At 70.8% G+C, this 15,551-nt stretch carries 11 protein-coding genes; 4 read left to right on the top strand and 7 right to left on the bottom strand.

Annotated elements, in window-relative coordinates; all coding sequences use genetic code 11:
* The first annotated feature begins 230 nt into the window (after positions 1–230).
* From ASF49_RS06890 to ASF49_RS06880, 3 genes are all read left to right on the top strand, one after another.
* Positions 231–2,393 carry a marine proteobacterial sortase target protein gene (locus ASF49_RS06890; protein WP_056469765.1) on the top strand — a complete coding sequence of 721 codons (2,163 nt, stop codon included), beginning with the start codon at positions 231–233 and terminating at the stop codon, positions 2,391–2,393.
* Between the two features lie 58 nt (positions 2,394–2,451).
* On the top strand, positions 2,452–3,060 hold the full coding sequence (locus ASF49_RS06885; RefSeq protein ID WP_056469762.1) for a class GN sortase: 609 nt from the start codon (positions 2,452–2,454) through the stop codon (positions 3,058–3,060).
* 86 nt (positions 3,061–3,146) lie between these two features.
* A complete protein-coding gene (locus tag ASF49_RS06880) occupies positions 3,147–3,911 on the top strand; it encodes a helix-turn-helix domain-containing protein (protein ID WP_056469759.1) in 765 nt (254 codons plus the stop codon).
* A gap of 130 nt (positions 3,912–4,041) precedes the next feature.
* Here ASF49_RS06880 and ASF49_RS06875 read toward each other — a convergent pair whose 3' ends face one another.
* The 4 genes from ASF49_RS06875 to ASF49_RS06860 all read right to left on the bottom strand — a co-directional run bounded on the left by ASF49_RS06875 (position 4,042) and on the right by ASF49_RS06860 (position 11,052).
* On the bottom strand, positions 4,042–4,692 hold the full coding sequence (locus ASF49_RS06875; RefSeq protein ID WP_056469756.1) for a glutathione S-transferase family protein: 651 nt from the start codon (positions 4,690–4,692) through the stop codon (positions 4,042–4,044).
* Positions 4,693–5,015: 323 nt separating this feature from the next.
* Positions 5,016–7,337, bottom strand: coding sequence for a catalase/peroxidase HPI (gene katG / locus ASF49_RS06870; RefSeq protein WP_056470066.1), 2,322 nt, complete (start codon positions 7,335–7,337; stop codon positions 5,016–5,018).
* A gap of 402 nt (positions 7,338–7,739) precedes the next feature.
* Positions 7,740–10,187 (bottom strand): DNA topoisomerase (ATP-hydrolyzing) subunit B, encoded by a 2,448-nt coding sequence (gene gyrB / locus ASF49_RS06865; RefSeq protein WP_056469751.1) that lies wholly within the window; start codon positions 10,185–10,187, stop codon positions 7,740–7,742.
* Positions 10,188–10,407: 220 nt separating this feature from the next.
* The gene (locus ASF49_RS06860) at positions 10,408–11,052 is read right to left on the bottom strand and encodes an MBL fold metallo-hydrolase (RefSeq protein ID WP_056469748.1); all 645 of its coding nucleotides are present in this window, start codon (positions 11,050–11,052) and stop codon (positions 10,408–10,410) included.
* 276 nt (positions 11,053–11,328) lie between these two features.
* Here ASF49_RS06860 and ASF49_RS06855 point away from each other — a divergent pair, with 276 nt between their 5' ends.
* Positions 11,329–12,963 (top strand): ABC1 kinase family protein, encoded by a 1,635-nt coding sequence (locus ASF49_RS06855; protein ID WP_056469745.1) that lies wholly within the window; start codon positions 11,329–11,331, stop codon positions 12,961–12,963.
* A gap of 15 nt (positions 12,964–12,978) precedes the next feature.
* Here the strand turns inward: ASF49_RS06855 and ASF49_RS06850 are convergent, their stop codons facing one another.
* The 3 genes from ASF49_RS06850 to ASF49_RS06840 form a co-directional block, all read right to left on the bottom strand.
* Entirely contained in the window at positions 12,979–13,278 is a 300-nt protein-coding gene (locus ASF49_RS06850; protein WP_056469742.1) for a HigA family addiction module antitoxin, read from the bottom strand.
* A 22-nt stretch (positions 13,279–13,300) separates the two neighbouring features.
* On the bottom strand, positions 13,301–13,582 hold the full coding sequence (locus ASF49_RS06845) for a type II toxin-antitoxin system RelE/ParE family toxin (protein ID WP_056469739.1): 282 nt from the start codon (positions 13,580–13,582) through the stop codon (positions 13,301–13,303).
* A 181-nt stretch (positions 13,583–13,763) separates the two neighbouring features.
* Entirely contained in the window at positions 13,764–15,431 is a 1,668-nt protein-coding gene (locus tag ASF49_RS06840) for an alpha-amylase family protein (protein ID WP_056469734.1), read from the bottom strand.
* Positions 15,432–15,551: the final 120 nt, after the last annotated feature.

Here is a 15,551-nt window from a genome sequence, read left to right as displayed (position 1 = left end):
GATCGCTCGTGTTCCGGATGCGGACGACCCGGACGCGGATGGCGCGGTCCGCCGGGGAGCGCCGGGGGGCGTACGGCGCCGCACCGGCCCCGCACAGATCCGCCCGGGCGCGGCGGGCGGGTGCGGTTCCGGCCCGGGAAAGGGCGAAGTTTCTCGTGGTGGCGGAGAGGCCGGCGCGGGAGCTTCAGCGGCGAGCCGGCCCCGATCCGCCGGCGCAGGAGGTTTCCCCGATGCCGTTCTCTTCGCCACGATCCGCGGTCGAGCTCCCCCGCAACGCCGCGCCGTCGCCGCTCTTCCTCGCGCTGCTGGCGCTCCTCGTCCTGGTCGCCTCGGCCCAGGCGTCGCCGGGGCCGACCCGGGGCGGCCTGACGCTGCGCGGGTCGGCCGGCGGCGCGCCGGCCGAGGCCGTCCAGCTCGCGACCGACATCAGCGTCGATGTCAGCGGCCCGACCGCCCGGGCCGTCGTCACCCAGGCCTTCCGCAACACCGGTGCGGACTGGGTCGAGGGCACCTACGTGTATCCCCTGCCGGAGGACGCGGCCTTGGACGGCATGAAGCTCGTCGTCGGTTCCCGGGTGATCGTCGCCGACATCCGCGAGCGGGCGGCGGCCAAGCGCGCCTACGAGGCCGCGAAGGCGGCCGGGCAATCGGCGGCCCTGACCGCGCAGGCGCGGCCCAACATCTTCACCAACGCGGTCGCCAATATCGGCCCCGGCGAGACGGTGCTGGTCCAGATCACCTATCAGCAGACGATCCCGGTCTCCGGCGAGACGCGGATGCTGCGCCTGCCCCTGGTGGTCGCGCCCCGCTACAATTCCGCCCCCGCCGCGCTGGACGCGGTCTCCCTCGACGGCGTGGCCGAGGCGGCCCGCGACCCGGTTCCCGATCGCGCCCGGATCAGCCCGCCGGTGCTCGACCCGTCGGTCTCCCGCCCGACCAATCCCGTCGCCGTCACGGTGCGGCTCCGGGCGGGCTTCGCCGTCGGCAGCCTTCGCAGCGCGACCCACGCGATCCGCGTGACCGAGGCGGGTCCGGAGGCCCGGACCGTCACCCTGGCCGACGGCGTCGTGCCGGCCGACCGCGACCTCGAGCTGACCTGGGCGCCGGTCCCCAGCCGGATGCCCGGCCTCGGCCTGTTCCGCGAGACCGTCGCCGGCCGCACCTATCTGCTGGCCGCCGTGAACCCGCCGGAGACCGGGCCCGACGCGGCGACCAGGCCGATGCGCGACGTCACCTTCGTCATCGACAATTCCGGCTCGATGTCCGGCGCCTCGATGCGGCAGGCCAAGGCCGGGCTGCTGGCCGGCCTCCGCCGCCTGACCCCGCAGGACCGCGTCAACGTCATCCGCTTCGACGACACCTGGGACGCGCTGCATCCCGAGCCCGTCCCGGCGACGCCGGATGCCCTGGCGGAGGCCGAGCGCTTCGTCGCCGCCCTGGAGGCGCGCGGCGGCACCGAGATGCTGGCCCCGCTCGAGGCGGCCCTGGCCGATCCCCACCCGGAGGACGGGCGCGTGCGCCAGGTCGTGTTCCTGACCGACGGCGCCGTCGGTGACGAGGAGCGGATCTTCGCGGCGATCCACGCGCATCTCGGGCGCTCGCGCCTGTTCATGGTCGGCATCGGCTCGGCGCCCAACGGCCACCTGATGCGCCACGCCGCCGAGATCGGGCGCGGCAGCTTCACGGAGATCCGCGACCTCGCGCAGGTCGGGGAGCGGACCCGCGCGCTCTACGAGAAGCTCGAATCCCCCGCCGTCACCGACCTGACCGCGACCTTCTCGGTCCCGGGCGTCGCGGTGACGCCGGGCGCGCTTCCCGACCTGTACCGCGGCGAGCCGCTGGTCTTCGCCGCGCGCCTGCCGGGGGAAGCCCAGGGGACCGTGACCGTCGCGGGCCGGGTGGGTGGCCGGGCCTGGAGCCGGACGCTGCCGCTCGCCGAGGCGGGCGCGGGCGCCGGTATCTCCAAGGTCTGGGCGCGCTCCCGGATCGGCGGGACCGAGACGGCGCGCATCACCGGGCGCCTCGGCCCGGACACGGCCGACGCCGCCATCCTGGCCCTCGCCCTGGAGCACGGCCTGACGACGCGCCTGACCAGCCTCGTGGCGGTCGACGCCACCCCGCGCCGGGCACCGGGCACCCCCCTCGTCGCCGCCGACCTGCCGCTGAACCTGCCGGCGGGCTGGGACTTCGCCAAGGTATTCGGCACGGACCGGCCCGGCGCGGAGCCCGCCGACGACGGGGCGGCCCGGATCGTGCCGATCGGCGCCGACGGCGCGGCCGTCGACCTGCCGCAAACCGGGGCCGGGATCCTCGCGCAGCTTGGTCTGGGTCTGCTCCTCGCCCTCATGGGCCTGCTGCTGTGCGCCGGTCTGCGGACCGGGGACCTCCGATGAGCCGCCGCCGCGCGACGAGCCGTCGCCTCGGAACCGGACTGCGGACCGGGGACCTCCGATGAGCCGCCGCCGCGCGACGAGCCGTCGCCTCGGAACCGGACTGCGGAGGGCCCTCGCGGCCCTCCTCACCCTCGCGGGCCTCGGGCTGACGGTGCAGGCCGCCTGGATCCCCGCCAAGGCCGCCCTGGCGCAGGGGCTGCTGGAGCGTGCCTTCGCCCGCAGCCTGGCCTCGGGGCGGCCCGCCCGGCCCTGGCCCTGGGCCGATACCGAGCCCGTCGCCCGGCTCACCGTCCTGGGCCGCAGCTTCGTGGTCCTGCGAGGCGGGAGCGGGCAGGCCCTGGCCTTCGGCCCCGGCCATCTGGACGGCACCCCGGAGGCTGGCGCACCCGGCACCGCGGTCTTCGCCGCGCACCGCGACACGCAGTTCGCGGGGCTGGGTCGGCTCGGTCCCGGCGATCCGGTGGTGGTGACGGGCCGGGACGGCCGAACCCGGCTCTTCCGCGTCACCGGCACGCGGGTGGCGCGCTGGGATGCCTCGGGCATCGACCCGCAGGCCCCCGGCCGGCATCTCGACCTCGTCACCTGCTGGCCCCTGGAGGCGCTGCAGGCCGGCCCGCTGCGGCTGATCGTGGAAACCGCCTTGGTGCAGGAGGCGGGGCGTCCCTGATGGGTCGGCGGGGATGACCGGCTTGGCCGCCCTTGCGCAAATGTGCGGTTTCGTGCGGATCTGTGCGGGTCGAGCCTGCGCGAGCCATGTCCGTGAGCGATGTCGAACTGTCCGAGGCGCAGAGCCGCGCCATTGCCCAGATCGTGCGCGAGGCGCTGGCCCGCCGGCGCATCTCCCGGCAGACACTGGCCGAAGAGGCCCGGATCAGCCTCTCGACCCTGGAGAAAGCGCTCGCCGGCCGCCGGCCGTTCACCCTCGCAACCACGATCCGGCTGGAGGAAGCGCTTGGCCAATCCCTGCGCCAGCCGGCGGGGCAGGCACCGGCCTCGGAACCGCCCCGTCACGCCCCCGACGAACTCGGGGCCTACGCGCGGCAGGGCGTGGCCTGGCTGGAGGGCCGGTACCTCACCCTGCGCCCCTCCTTCGAGACGGCGGGCGTGATCTTCGCCTACCGGACCGAGATCGCCTGGGATGCCGACAGCGCGCGCCTGGTGTTCCGCGAGGCCGAGCGGATCGATGCGCCGTTCGCACAATCCGGCAGTGTCGCCGTCCCGAGCCAATCCGGCATGATCTACCTGGTCACCAACTGGCACGGGCAGCATCGTCTGGCGGTGTTGTGCCGTCCCAATATCCGCGGCGAAATGTACGGGATCCTGACCACCCTGCACGCGGGCCGCGGGACCCAGCTCACGCCCGCATCGGCACCGCTCGCCCTGCTGCCGGAGCGCGACGCGGCCGAACTCCGCTACGGCCGCGTCGCTCCGCACGAGCCGGCTTACGCCGCCTATCGGGCGCATCTCGATCGCGTCCACGCGGACGGATACGCCACGTTCTTCACGAGCGCGTCCTAGCCGGACCGACAGCGGTCGCGGCCGACAATCCGGGCGGACGCCTGCGGCGACCCTGTCGACCGCCCACCTTCGAGCGCGCGATCGAAGCGCGCGCCTGTCGGGCTGTCCGACGGGCGGGCCACCGCAATCCCTAACCGGTGCGGTGCTCGATCTCGCCCTCGAGGTCTCGGGCGAGCCTCTCGTCGATCGCCTCGGCCCGGACGATGGCGGACCGGGTGCGGAAGCGCTCGACATACCGCAGCAATTCGAGGTTCGGCGGCACGAGCTTCCGGCGCGTCGTCCAGTCGAGGGCCGTCGCCCAGAGGACGTCGGCGGCCGTGAACCGCTTGCCGAACAGGTAGGGTCCCCGGCGAAGCTGCGCCGTCAGCGCGTCCATCACGGCGTCGTAGCTGCCATACGGCGACATCGCCGGAGGTCCCGGATCGCGCGTCATGGCGCGATCGACGATCGCGGGTTCGAAGGAGGCGCCGTGGAAGGCGAGCCAGCGCAGGTAGGGACCGCGCAGGGGGTCGTCGAGCGCCGGGGCGAGCTTCGCCTCGGGGTAGAGGTCGGCGAGGTAGATGACGATCGCCGCCTGCTCGGTCACGACCACGTCGCCGTGCACGATCGCCGGCACCTTGCCGAGCGGATTGACCGCGAGGAACGCGGGTGCGCGGTGTTCGCCCGCCTTCAGGTCGAGGGTGCGGAGCCCGTAGTCGGCCCCGAGCTCCTCCAGCAGGGCCAGGACACCCGACGAGCGGGTGCGCGGCGCATGGTAGAGCGTGATCCGGCGGGAATTCATCGCGAACAGCTCCGTCGTTCGATGATCATGGCGTCGCACAAGACACTGCGCGGCTCGAAGGCGACCTGCCTGCCGTCCTTATTCGCCATCGGCGGGGATGGAGACAAGCGACGCGCGTCCCCGACGATGACGGGTGTCGCATGCAATCTCGACGGATCGTCGGGAACCCGCCGAGATCTCGGCGCACCCCGACGGCCCGGATCCGCGGGTTCGTGTTGCCGCAAAGGCCCGACGGCATCTCGCATCCAGGGGCCGCGAGAACCCGGAAGCGGGTGCCTCCGGGCGGCGGGATGGGGTCGCGGGCAGCCCGCGACCCCCGTCTCTCAGGCCGCCATCGGCCCGGAGCGCCGGTGGCCCCTGACGTCGAACCGGTCGAGCATCATCACCTTGTCCCAGACCCGGACGAAATCCGCCACGAACCGGGCCTGGCCGTCGCTGCCGGCATAGGCATCGGCGATGTTGCGCAGCTGCGCGTTCGATCCGAAGACGAGATCGTTGCGCGTGGCCTCGAACTTCGCCTGGCCGGTGTCGCGGTCCTTGAGGGCGAAGGACGTGCCCGTCGCATCGGTCTTCTCCCAGACCAGGTTCGTGTCGGTCAGGTTGCGGAAGAAGTCCGTCGTCAGCACGCCCACCCGGTCGGTGAAGATGCCCCGGTTCGACCCGTCGTGGTTGGCGTTGAGGGCCCGCAGGCCGCCGGTCAGCACCACCCATTCCGGCGCGGTCAAGGTCAAGAGATTGGCCTTGTCGAGGAACATCTCCTCCGGGGACAGGCGCTGGGCCATCGCCCCGAACCCGTCATCGACGTAGTTGCGGAAGCCATCGACGACGGGCCTCAGCCACTGGAACATCTCGATGTCGGTCAGGTCCTGGGTGGTGTCGACCCGGCCGGGCGTGAACGGCACCTGCGCCTCGACCCCGGCATCCCTGGCCGCCTTCTCCACGGCGGCGCAGCCGGCGAGCACGATGAGGTCGGCGAGCGAGACCTGCCTGCCGTCGCTCCGCCCGGCGTTGAACGCGGCCATGACACCGCGCAACGCCTCGACCACGGGCGCGGCCCGGCGGTTGACGGCCCAGTCCTTCTGCGGGGCGAGGGCGAGCCGCCCGCCATTGGCGCCGCCGCGCTTGTCGCTGTCGCGGTAGGTCGAGGCCGCCGAGAAGGCCGTGAAGGCCAGGTCCGAGATCGGAAGGTTCGTGGCCAGGATCGCCTGCTTCAGGGCGGCGATCTCGGCCCCGCCGATCGGCGCATAGGCGGCATCGGGGATCGGGTCCTGCCACAGCAGCCCGTCCTCGATCGTAACCTCCGGGCCGAGGTAGCGGTGCTTGGGTCCCATGTCGCGGTGGGTGAGCTTGTACCACGCCTTGGAGAAGGCCTGCGTGAAGGCGTCGAAGTCGCCGAGGAACTTCTCGCAGACCTTGCGGTATTCCGGATCGACCTTCAGGGCGATGTCGGAGGTCATCATCATGAGGGGATGCATCTGGCCGGCGACATGGGCGTCGGGGGTCTTGGGCGCGTCCGGATCCTTCGGGGTCCATTGCAGGGCGCCGGCGGGGCTCTTGGTCTGCTCCCAGTCGAACCTGAAGAGGTTCTCCAGATAGGCGTTGTCCCACCGGGTCGGATCGGGGGTCCAGCTGCCCTCGATGCCGTTGGTCATGGTGTCCTTGCCCGAACCCGCACCCTTCGGGTTGTGCCAGCCGAGACCCATCGCCTCCATCGGCGCCATCTCCGGCGGCGGCCCGATCTCCTTGGCGGGGGTCATGCCATGGCTCTTGCCGAAGGCGTGGCCGCCCGCGATGAGCGCCACGGTCTCCTCGTCGTTCATGGCCATGCGGGTGAAGGTCACCCGGATGTCGTTGGCCGAGCCCTGCGGGTCGCCGTTCGCGTAGGGTCCCTCGGGGTTCACGTAGATCAGCGACTGGTGGGAGGCGGCGAGCGGGTTCTCCAGGTCGTACTCGGCGTCGCCGTTTTGGCCGCGCCAGCGCTGGTCGCGATTGACCATCTCGTCGAAGCTCGAGACCGTGCCCATCTCGACGACCTCGGGACCCCAGTAGGTGGCGTTGTCCGCCTCCCAGGCGTCGAGGCGCCCGCCGGCGAATCCGTAGGTCGGCAGGCCCATGATCTCCAGGGCGCAGTTGCCGGTCAGCACCATCAGGTCGGCCCAGGAGAGGGCGTTGCCGTACTTGTGCTTGATCGGCTGCAGGAGGCGGCGCGACTTGTCGGTGTTGCCGTTGTCCCACCAGCTCGAGATCGGCGCGAAGCGCTGCATCCCGGTGCCGGCGCCGCCGCGCCCGTCCGCGATCCGGTAGGTGCCGGCCGAGTGCCAGGCCATGCGGATCATCTGCGGTCCGTAATTGCCGTAGTCGGACGGCCACCACGACACCGACGAGGTCAGGAACTGCTTGATGTCGCTCTTGAGCGCCGCGAGGTCGATCGTCCCGAAGGCGGTGGCATAGTCGAAATCCGGCCCGAGCGGATCGGCCGCGAGCCCGTTCTGGTGCAGGAGCTCGACCCGCAAGCGGTGCGGATACCAGTTCTCCAGCGCCGGACGGCTGCCGAGAGCCCCACCGATCCGGTCGCCTCCGAACGGGCACCGGCCCGCCATCGGATAGGACTCGGTGTCGGTCTTGTCGGTCGTCATCGTGTTCATCAACATTCCCCTGGGCGCGGGATCGGCTTCACCGGAGGGTCGGGGCCTCCGGTCCGCTGCCGACGGAGGCGTGAGGCGCGCAGCACCTCACGAAAAGCAACTTTTGCGCGATCCGGCCGAGAGCGAAATCAGGCGATCTGATCAAAAATCAAGGCGCCGCGGACCTTATGCGCCGGGCGGCGGCGGGATCGCCCTGGAAGCGACGGCCTCACGTTTGCGCGAGTCCGCGACGCGCGATCCCTCGGTGGCCACGGCCACGCCCTGGCCACGCGCCGGAGGCCCGATGGTCGAGCCGTCATCGCAAGCCGATCCTTCGGCGGGCGCCGGCCTCGGCAGCCAAAGCCGTCCCGGGAGCAAATCGCACGCGATCGGCGATCCCGCGTGGGACGGCCGCCCGCGGTCTCACACGTCGAGGTTGGCGACGCTGAGCGCGTTGTCCTGGATGAACTCGCGGCGGGGCTCCACCACGTCGCCCATCAGCTTCACGAACAGGTCGTCGGCGTCCTGGGTGTCCTTGACCTTGACCTGGAGGAGCGAGCGCACGTCGCGGTCGAGGGTGGTCTCCCAGAGCTGCTGGGCGGTCATCTCGCCCAGGCCCTTGTAGCGCTGGAGCTGCAGGCCCTTGCGGCCGAAGGCCATCACCGCCTCGAACAGGCCGACGGGTCCGTGCAGGACCGTCTCGTCGCCCTTGCGGGCGTAGGTGACGGGCTGGTCGTAGATCTCGCGCAGGGCCTCCGCCCGATCGGCGAGGCGGCGCGCCTCCTGGGAGGCGAGCAGCGAGGCGTCCAGGGTCGCCACCTGGCGCACGCCGCGCAGGGTGCGGCTCAGGACGTAGCCGCCGTCCGAGACGGACCCTTCCCAGCCGCGCTCGATGTCGTCGGCGATCCGGTCCATGCGCCGGGCGACCTCCTCGGCCAGCACCTCGGCCTCGGCCTGGGCCTCGTCGACATTGGCCCGGAAGGCGCCGGCGATCAGCGCCTGCTCGACCACGGCCCGGTCGTAGCGGGTGTGGAGGGCCTGCATCAGCCCGCGGAACTGGCGGGCCTCCTCGACCAGGGATTTCAGCTGCGCGCCGCCGAACTCGGTGCCGGAGGCCAGCCGCAGCACGGCGCCGTCGACGCCCGCATCGATGAGGTAGTCCTCCAGCGCCCGCTCGTCCTTGAGGTAGATCGCGGACTTGCCCTTGGCGGCTTTGTAGAGCGGCGGCTGGGCGATGTAGAGGTGCCCGCGCTCGATCACCTCGGGCATCTGCCGGAAGAAGAAGGTCAGCAGCAGGGTGCGGATGTGCGAGCCGTCGACGTCGGCATCCGTCATGATGATGATGCGGTGGTAGCGCAGCTTCTCGGGGTTGAAGCCCTCGCGGTCCGTCGACGAGCGCCCGATGCCGGCGCCGAGCGCCGTGATCAGCGTGCCGATCTCCGCCGAGGACAGCATCCGGTCTGCCCGCACCCGCTCGACGTTGAGGATCTTGCCGCGCAACGGGAGAACCGCCTGGAAGGTGCGGTCGCGGCCTTGCTTGGCCGAGCCGCCGGCGGAATCGCCCTCCACCAGGAGGATCTCGCATTTCGAGGGGTCGCGCTCCTGGCAGTCGGCGAGCTTGCCGGGCAGCGAGGCGATGTCGAGGACGCCCTTGCGGGTCACGGTCTCGCGGGCCTTGCGGGCGGCCTCGCGGGCGGAGGCCGCCATGATGACCTTGGCCATCACCGAGCGGGCCAGCGCCGGGTTCTCCTCCAGCCAGTTCGAGAGACCCTCGTTGAGGACGTTCTCGACGGCCGGGCGCACCTCGGAGGAGACGAGCTTGTCCTTGGTCTGCGACGAGAATTTCGGGTCCGGCACCTGCACCGAGATCACGGCGGTGAGGCCCTCGCGGCAATCCTCGCCGGTGAGCGAGATCTTTTCGCGCTTGGCGATGCCCGACGACTCGGAATAGCCCGTGATCTGCCGGGTCAGCGCCGCGCGGAAGCCCGCCATGTGCGTGCCGCCGTCGCGCTGCGGGATGTTGTTGGTGAAGGGCAGCACGGTCTCGTTGAACGAGTCGTTCCACCAGAGGGCGACCTCGACGCGGATGTTGTCGCGCTCGGCCCGCACCATCACGGGCTTCTGCATGCCGTCGATGGGTTTGCGCGAACGGTCGAGGTAGCGCACGAAGGCCTCGATGCCGCCCTCGTAGAACAGCTCTTCGCGCTTGTGCTCGGCGTGGCGCGCGTCGGTGAGCACGATGCGCACGCCGGAATTGAGGAAGGCGAGCTCGCGCAGGCGCTTCTCCAGCGTCGCGTAGTCGAACTCGATCATCGTGAAGGTGTCGGTGGAGGGCAGGAACGACACCTCGGTGCCGCGCCGGCCGTTGCCGTCGCCCACCACGATCAGCGGCGAGACCGCGTCGCCGTGGCGGAACTCCATCGCGTGCTCCTTGCCGTTGCGCCAGATGCGCAGGCGGAGCCATTGCGAGAGGGCGTTGACCACGGAGACGCCGACGCCGTGCAGGCCGCCGGAGACCTTGTAGGAATTCTGGTCGAACTTCCCGCCGGCATGGAGCTGGGTCATGATGACCTCGGCCGCCGAGACCCCCTCCTCCTTGTGGATGTCGGTGGGGATGCCGCGGCCGTTGTCCGAGACCGTGACCGAGCCGTCGGCGTTCAGCGTGACGGCGACGAGGTCCGCGTGGCCCGCGAGCGCCTCGTCGATGGCGTTGTCGACCACCTCGTAGACCATGTGGTGCAGGCCCGAGCCGTCGTCGGTGTCGCCGATATACATGCCGGGGCGCTTGCGCACCGCGTCGAGGCCCTTGAGGACTCGGATGGATTCCGCGCCGTAGGCATCGGCCGCGAGGTTATGGGAGCTGTCGGACATGAACTTCCTCGGGCAGGCGGGCATTCAGGCCGGGCTTGCCGGCCCAGGCCGGGCCCCCGCCGCCTGCGTTTCTTCTTGACCCACGCAATATAAGCATTTCCCACTGGAAATGCATCGTTTTCGGGCGCTCGGGCGCCCGCGATCGCGACCACGATGCCCCGTCCGCGTTAACCGCCCGTCAAGGCCCCGCCGGGATCCGGCCGACGGGGCCCGGCGGGACTCAATCCTGCAGGAAGGGGTTCGACACCCGCTCCTCGCCCAGCGTGCTGGTGGGGCCGTGGCCGGGGATGAAGGCGACGTCGTCGCCCAGGGGCAGGACCTTGTCCCTGATCGCCCGGATCAGCTGCTCGTGGCTGCCGCCGGGCAGGTCGGTGCGCCCGACCGAGCCCTTGAACACCACGTCGCCCACCAGAGCGAAGCGCGCGTCGCGGCTCATGAAGACCACGCTGCCGGGGGAGTGGCCGGGGGCGTGCAGGACGTCGAAGGCGAGGCCGCCCACCTCGACCAGGTCGCCGTCGGTCAGCCAGCGGTCGGGCGTCACCACCCGGGCGCCGTCGATGCCGTAATTGGCCCCCGTCTCCGGCAGGCTGTCGAGGAGGTAGCGGTCGGCCTCGTGCGGGCCCTCGATCGGCACGCCCAGGCGCTCGCGCAGCTCGGCCGCGCCGCCGGCATGGTCGATATGCCCGTGGGTGAGCAGGATCTTCTCGATGGTGATGCCCTGGGCGGCGATGGCCGCCTCGATCCGGTCGAGGTCGCCACCCGGATCGACCACGGCCCCGACCTTGGTCTCGTCCGACCAGATCAGGGTGCAGTTCTGCTGGAAGGGGGTCACCGGAATGATTCCGGCGCGGGGCGTGCCTGGCATCGGGAGTCTCGCGGGATGGCGCCGCGGCGGTCCGGACTGGCCGCCCGCCCCGGCAGGGGGTCGGCGCCGCTCCGGTGCCGATGGAGGCCTGTCTAGCCCGAGATCGGCGCGGGCGCGAATCCGCCGCGAGTGCGATTCGGCCGCGCTCGCCGCGGCCTCATGGTCAAACTTCGGCCTCGCCACGGGCCTAACGGAGCCTTAACCACGGTCCGGCCGCACCGCCTCGCCGGCCGACCCGTTCCGCTTCCCCTCTCCCCATCCGGGCCCCTTGCGCACATGCTGAAAACCGCCTTCGTCGCCGCACGGGACCGGCAGCGCCTCGGGGAGATCGCGTCCGTCCTCATCGGCTTCGGCGTCACCAAGGTGGTCGAGCGCCTGGGCCTCGCCCAGGTGGCGCGTCTGGCCAAGCGCCGGACGCCGCAGGTGGACATCGCCCGCCTGTCGCAGCCCCAGCGGGTGCGCCGGGCGATCGAGACCCTGGGGCCGACCTTCGTCAAGCTCGGCCAGATCCTGGCGAGCCGGCCCGACCTGCTCACCCCGGAATGGACCGAGGAGCTGGAGAAGCTCCACAGCCAGGTCTCGCCGATCCCGTGGGAGCGCATCCGGCCCCAGCTCGAGGAGGATCTCGGGGCGCCCCCCGCGGAGGTCTTCGCCGAGTTCGACACCACGCCGCTCGCCGCCGCCTCCATCGCCCAGGTCTACCGCGCCCGCCTGCAGACGGGCGAGGAGGTGGTGGTGAAGGTGCTGCGGCCGGGCCTGCGCAAGACCATCGAGGCGGACCTGCGCCTGATGGGCCACGCCACCCGCATCGTCGTGGACGAGTGGCCGGAATTCGGCCGCTACCAGCCCCAGGAGCAGATGCGCCACCTGGCCAGCGGCCTCTACGGCGAGCTCGACCTCATCAACGAGGCGCGCAACTGCGAGACCATCGCGGCGATCTTCGCCGACCGCGACGACATCGTGGTGCCCAAGATCCACTGGGAATGGACCTCCGAGCGCGTGCTCGTGCAGGAATTCGTGCACGGCATCCCGCCCAACGACCATGCCCGCCTGGACGCCGCCGGCTACGACAAGGTGCTGCTCGCCCAGAAGGGCACCGACGCCTTCCTGCAGATGGCCCTGATCGAGGGCGTGTTCCACGCCGACCCGCATCCCGGCAACATGCTGATCATGCCGGACAACCGGATCGGCTTCATCGATTTCGGCATCATCGGGCGCCTGTCCCAGCGCCGGCGCACGCAGCTCCTGATGCTGATCGGCGCCATGCTCAAGGAGGATTCCGACGGGCTGATGGCCGTGCTCCTCGACTGGAGCGGCTCGAGCAACCCGGACCTGACCAAGCTCGAGGCCTCCTCGCAGGCCTTCGTGGCCCGCCACACCGGCGCCACCCTCGATTTCGGGGCACTGCTCACCGACTTCATGACCATGGCCCGCGAGAACGACCTCGCCATGCCCACCGACCTCGCCATCCTGTTCAAGGGGCTGGTGACGGCCGACGGGGTGATGCGCCAGCTCGATCCGGGCTTCGACCTGTTCTCGGCCGCCGGCCCCACCGTGCGGCGCAAGCTCGCCTCGCAATTCTCGATCAAGGGCCTCACCCGCAAGGTCGAGGCGGTGGGCGCGGGCCTGTTCGGCGCGGCCTCGGAGCTGCCGACCCTGATCCACCTGATGCTGGTGCGCCTGAAGCAGGGCCGCGTCACCGTCGAGATCGAGCTCAAGGGCATCGAGAAGCTCACCCGCGGCATCGAGCGCGCCGCCGCCCGCATCGCGGTGGCGCTCATCGTCGCCGCCTTCGCGACGCAGCTCGCCCCCCGCTTCATGGACCTCGGCACCCCCGCCTTCATCACCGTCGGCGCCATGGTCTGCGTGATCGGGATCGGCTGGCTCGTGCTGCTCGGGCGCAACAAGTAGCGGATCGGGCGATCCTCAGGACGTCGCGGCGGCCTCGGTCTCCCGGGGTCGGATACCGGAATAATCCACCGTCGCGCGCGCCTTCGACAGGTCGTGGGCGTTCTGCAGGTTGAGCCAGAATTGCGGCGCGGTTCCGAAGCGGACGCCGAGCCGGATCGCGGTATCGGCGGTGATGCCGCGCCGCCCCCGGATGATCTCGGAGACGCGATTGGGCGGCACGCCGATCTCCGTTGCGAACTGCCGGGCGGAGAGGTCGAGCGGCGTCAGGTATTCCTCTACGAGGATTTCGCCGGGATGGGTGCGGATGCGGGCCATGGCCGATCTCCTGGACGGTCTTTCAATGATAGTCGACGATTTCGACGTACTCTGGACCCTGTTCCGTCCATGCGAAGCAGATCCGCCACTGATCGTTGATGCGGATGCTGTACTGGCCGGCGCGGCTTCCCTTCAGAAGCTCCAGCCGGTTTCCCGGCGGTGAGCGCAGATCATCCAGGGTCGTCGCCGCGTCGAGCATGTCGAGCTTGCGCGTCGCGACCTTTTCGAAGGCACGCCACTGACGATGGCATGGACCGCCATCGAAGAGTGCTTCGGTGTGCTTGTCTGCGAAGCTCTGGATCATCAGTCTGGTACGCGATACGTTAAATGTATCGCTTGGGCGTGGTGTTTGCAAGCGTGGGATGTCGGACCTCCGTTGTGTATTCCACATACGAAGGACCGAGCACGCCTTACGCCTCGCGTCCGTACCTCAGGCCGGAGAAGGGGGCGGCTGGCTGGTCCTGCTCGGGCGCAACAGGAGCGCTTCACCCCACCCGCCGCTTCAGCGGCGCGTCGAGGCCGCCGACGCGGAACCAGTGGTAGCCGTAGCGCTCCATCATCAGGCAGTGGCGGCCCGCCTCGTCCGCCTCGCAGCGGCGGCCGGTGAGGAGGTCGACGAGGATCCGGCCCTCCGGCCCCTCGATCCCGGCCGAGAGTTCGATCTCCATCGGCGTGCCCGCGAGGTTGTGCACGCAGAGCACGGAATTGCCCTCCCAGTCGTAGCGGATCGCCAGGATCGCCGGCGAGGCCGTCTCGATCACCACGAAGTCGCCCCAGCCGATCTCCGGCACCTCCTTGCGGGTGCGGATGATGCTCTCCATCCAGTTCAGGAGCGAGCCGCGGTCGTGGCGCTGGCGCGCCACGTTGACGTGGTCGAAGCCGTAGGCGCCGTGGTCGATCACCGGCAGGGTCGGGGTCTCGCTCTTGGTGAAGCCGCCCTGGGCCTCGGCGTTCCACTGCATCGGCGTGCGGGCGCATTCGCGCTCCTTGAGCGCGAGGTCGTCGCCCATGCCGATCTCGTCGCCGTAGCGCAGCACCGGCGTGCCCGGCAGGGTGAACATCAGCGAATAGGCGAGCTCGATGCGCTGCTGGTCGCCCCCGAGCATCGGGGCGAGGCGCCGCCGGATGCCGCGGTCGTAGAGCTGCATCCCCCTCTCGGGTCCGAAGGCGGAGAACACCGTCTGGCGCTGGGCCTCGGTGAGGCGCCCGAGGTCGAGCTCGTCGTGGTTGCGCAGGAACACCGCCCACTGGGCCGAATCCGGCCGGTTCCAGGTCTTGCGCATGGCCTTGGCCAGCGGGCGCCCGTCGCCGGAGGCGAGCCCGTAGAACAGGGCCTGGTTGACCTGGAAGTTGAACAGCATGTGGAGCCGGTCGGCGTCGTCGCCGAAATAGTCCAGGTCCTTCCTGGGCAGGATGTTGGCCTCGCCCAGGATGATGGCGTCGCCCTGGCGCCATTGCAGGAACTCGCGGAAGTCGCGCAGCATGTCGAACTGCTCGTCGGGCTCGCCCGTGACCTCCGGCCCCTTCTTGGCGATGACGAAGGGCACCGCGTCCATGCGGAAGCCCGAGACCCCGAGCTGGATCCAGAAGCCCATGATCTTCTGGATCTCGGCCCGCACCGCCGGGTGGGCGGTGTTGAGGTCCGGCTGGAACGGCATGAAGCGGTGGAAGTAGTAGGCCCCCGCCTTGGCGTCCCGGGTCCAGGTCGTGGTCTGGACGCCGGGGAAGACCATGCCCTCGTCGGCGTGCGGCGGGCGGGTCTTCGACCAGACGTACCAGTCCCGGTAGGGTGAGTCGGGGTCCGAGCGGGCCGACTGGAACCAGGGATGCTGGTCCGAGGTGTGGTTGACCACGAGGTCGATCAGGACGCGCAGGCCCCGCTGCTTGGCCGCGTGGGTGAAGGCGACGAAGTCGCCGAGCGAGCCGTAATCCGGGTCGACGCCGTAATAGTCGGAGATGTCGTAGCCGCCGTCGCGCTTGGGCGAGGGCTGGAACGGCATCAGCCAGATCGCCGTGATGCCGATGCCCTGCAGGTAGTCGAGCCGGCGCTCCAGCCCGGCGAAGTCGCCGATGCCGTCGCCGTTGCCGTCGAGGAAGGTCCGGACCGACAGGCAGTAGACGACGGCGTTCTTGTACCAGAGGTCCTTGATCATGCCGCCATCCCCGGGGGCCGATGCCCCGGGCCCAACGCGGATCCCCGGGAAAGCGTTGCCGTGCGCGGCGCCGGGGGCGGGAGGCGTCGAGCTTGGCCGCGCCGTCCTTAAATCAGCCGC

The organism is Methylobacterium sp. Leaf104 (assembly GCF_001422885.1).
Taxonomy (GTDB): Bacteria; Pseudomonadota; Alphaproteobacteria; order Rhizobiales; family Beijerinckiaceae; genus Methylobacterium.
The sequence above is the reverse complement of the archived record's forward strand: the minus strand, read 5'-3'. Positions and strand labels throughout refer to the sequence as shown.

Coding starts and splice junctions, on each gene's coding strand:
- ASF49_RS06890 (WP_056469765.1), top strand. CDS start 231: ATGCCGTTCTCTTCGCCACGATCCGCGGTCGAGCTCCCCCGCAACGCC.
- ASF49_RS06885 (WP_056469762.1), top strand. CDS start 2,452: ATGAGCCGCCGCCGCGCGACGAGCCGTCGCCTCGGAACCGGACTGCGG.
- ASF49_RS06880 (WP_056469759.1), top strand. CDS start 3,147: ATGTCCGTGAGCGATGTCGAACTGTCCGAGGCGCAGAGCCGCGCCATT.
- ASF49_RS06875 (WP_056469756.1), bottom strand. CDS start 4,692: ATGAATTCCCGCCGGATCACGCTCTACCATGCGCCGCGCACCCGCTCG.
- katG (WP_056470066.1), bottom strand. CDS start 7,337: ATGAACACGATGACGACCGACAAGACCGACACCGAGTCCTATCCGATG.
- gyrB (WP_056469751.1), bottom strand. CDS start 10,187: ATGTCCGACAGCTCCCATAACCTCGCGGCCGATGCCTACGGCGCGGAA.
- ASF49_RS06860 (WP_056469748.1), bottom strand. CDS start 11,052: ATGCCAGGCACGCCCCGCGCCGGAATCATTCCGGTGACCCCCTTCCAG.
- ASF49_RS06855 (WP_056469745.1), top strand. CDS start 11,329: ATGCTGAAAACCGCCTTCGTCGCCGCACGGGACCGGCAGCGCCTCGGG.
- ASF49_RS06850 (WP_056469742.1), bottom strand. CDS start 13,278: ATGGCCCGCATCCGCACCCATCCCGGCGAAATCCTCGTAGAGGAATAC.
- ASF49_RS06845 (WP_056469739.1), bottom strand. CDS start 13,582: ATGATCCAGAGCTTCGCAGACAAGCACACCGAAGCACTCTTCGATGGC.
- ASF49_RS06840 (WP_056469734.1), bottom strand. CDS start 15,431: ATGATCAAGGACCTCTGGTACAAGAACGCCGTCGTCTACTGCCTGTCG.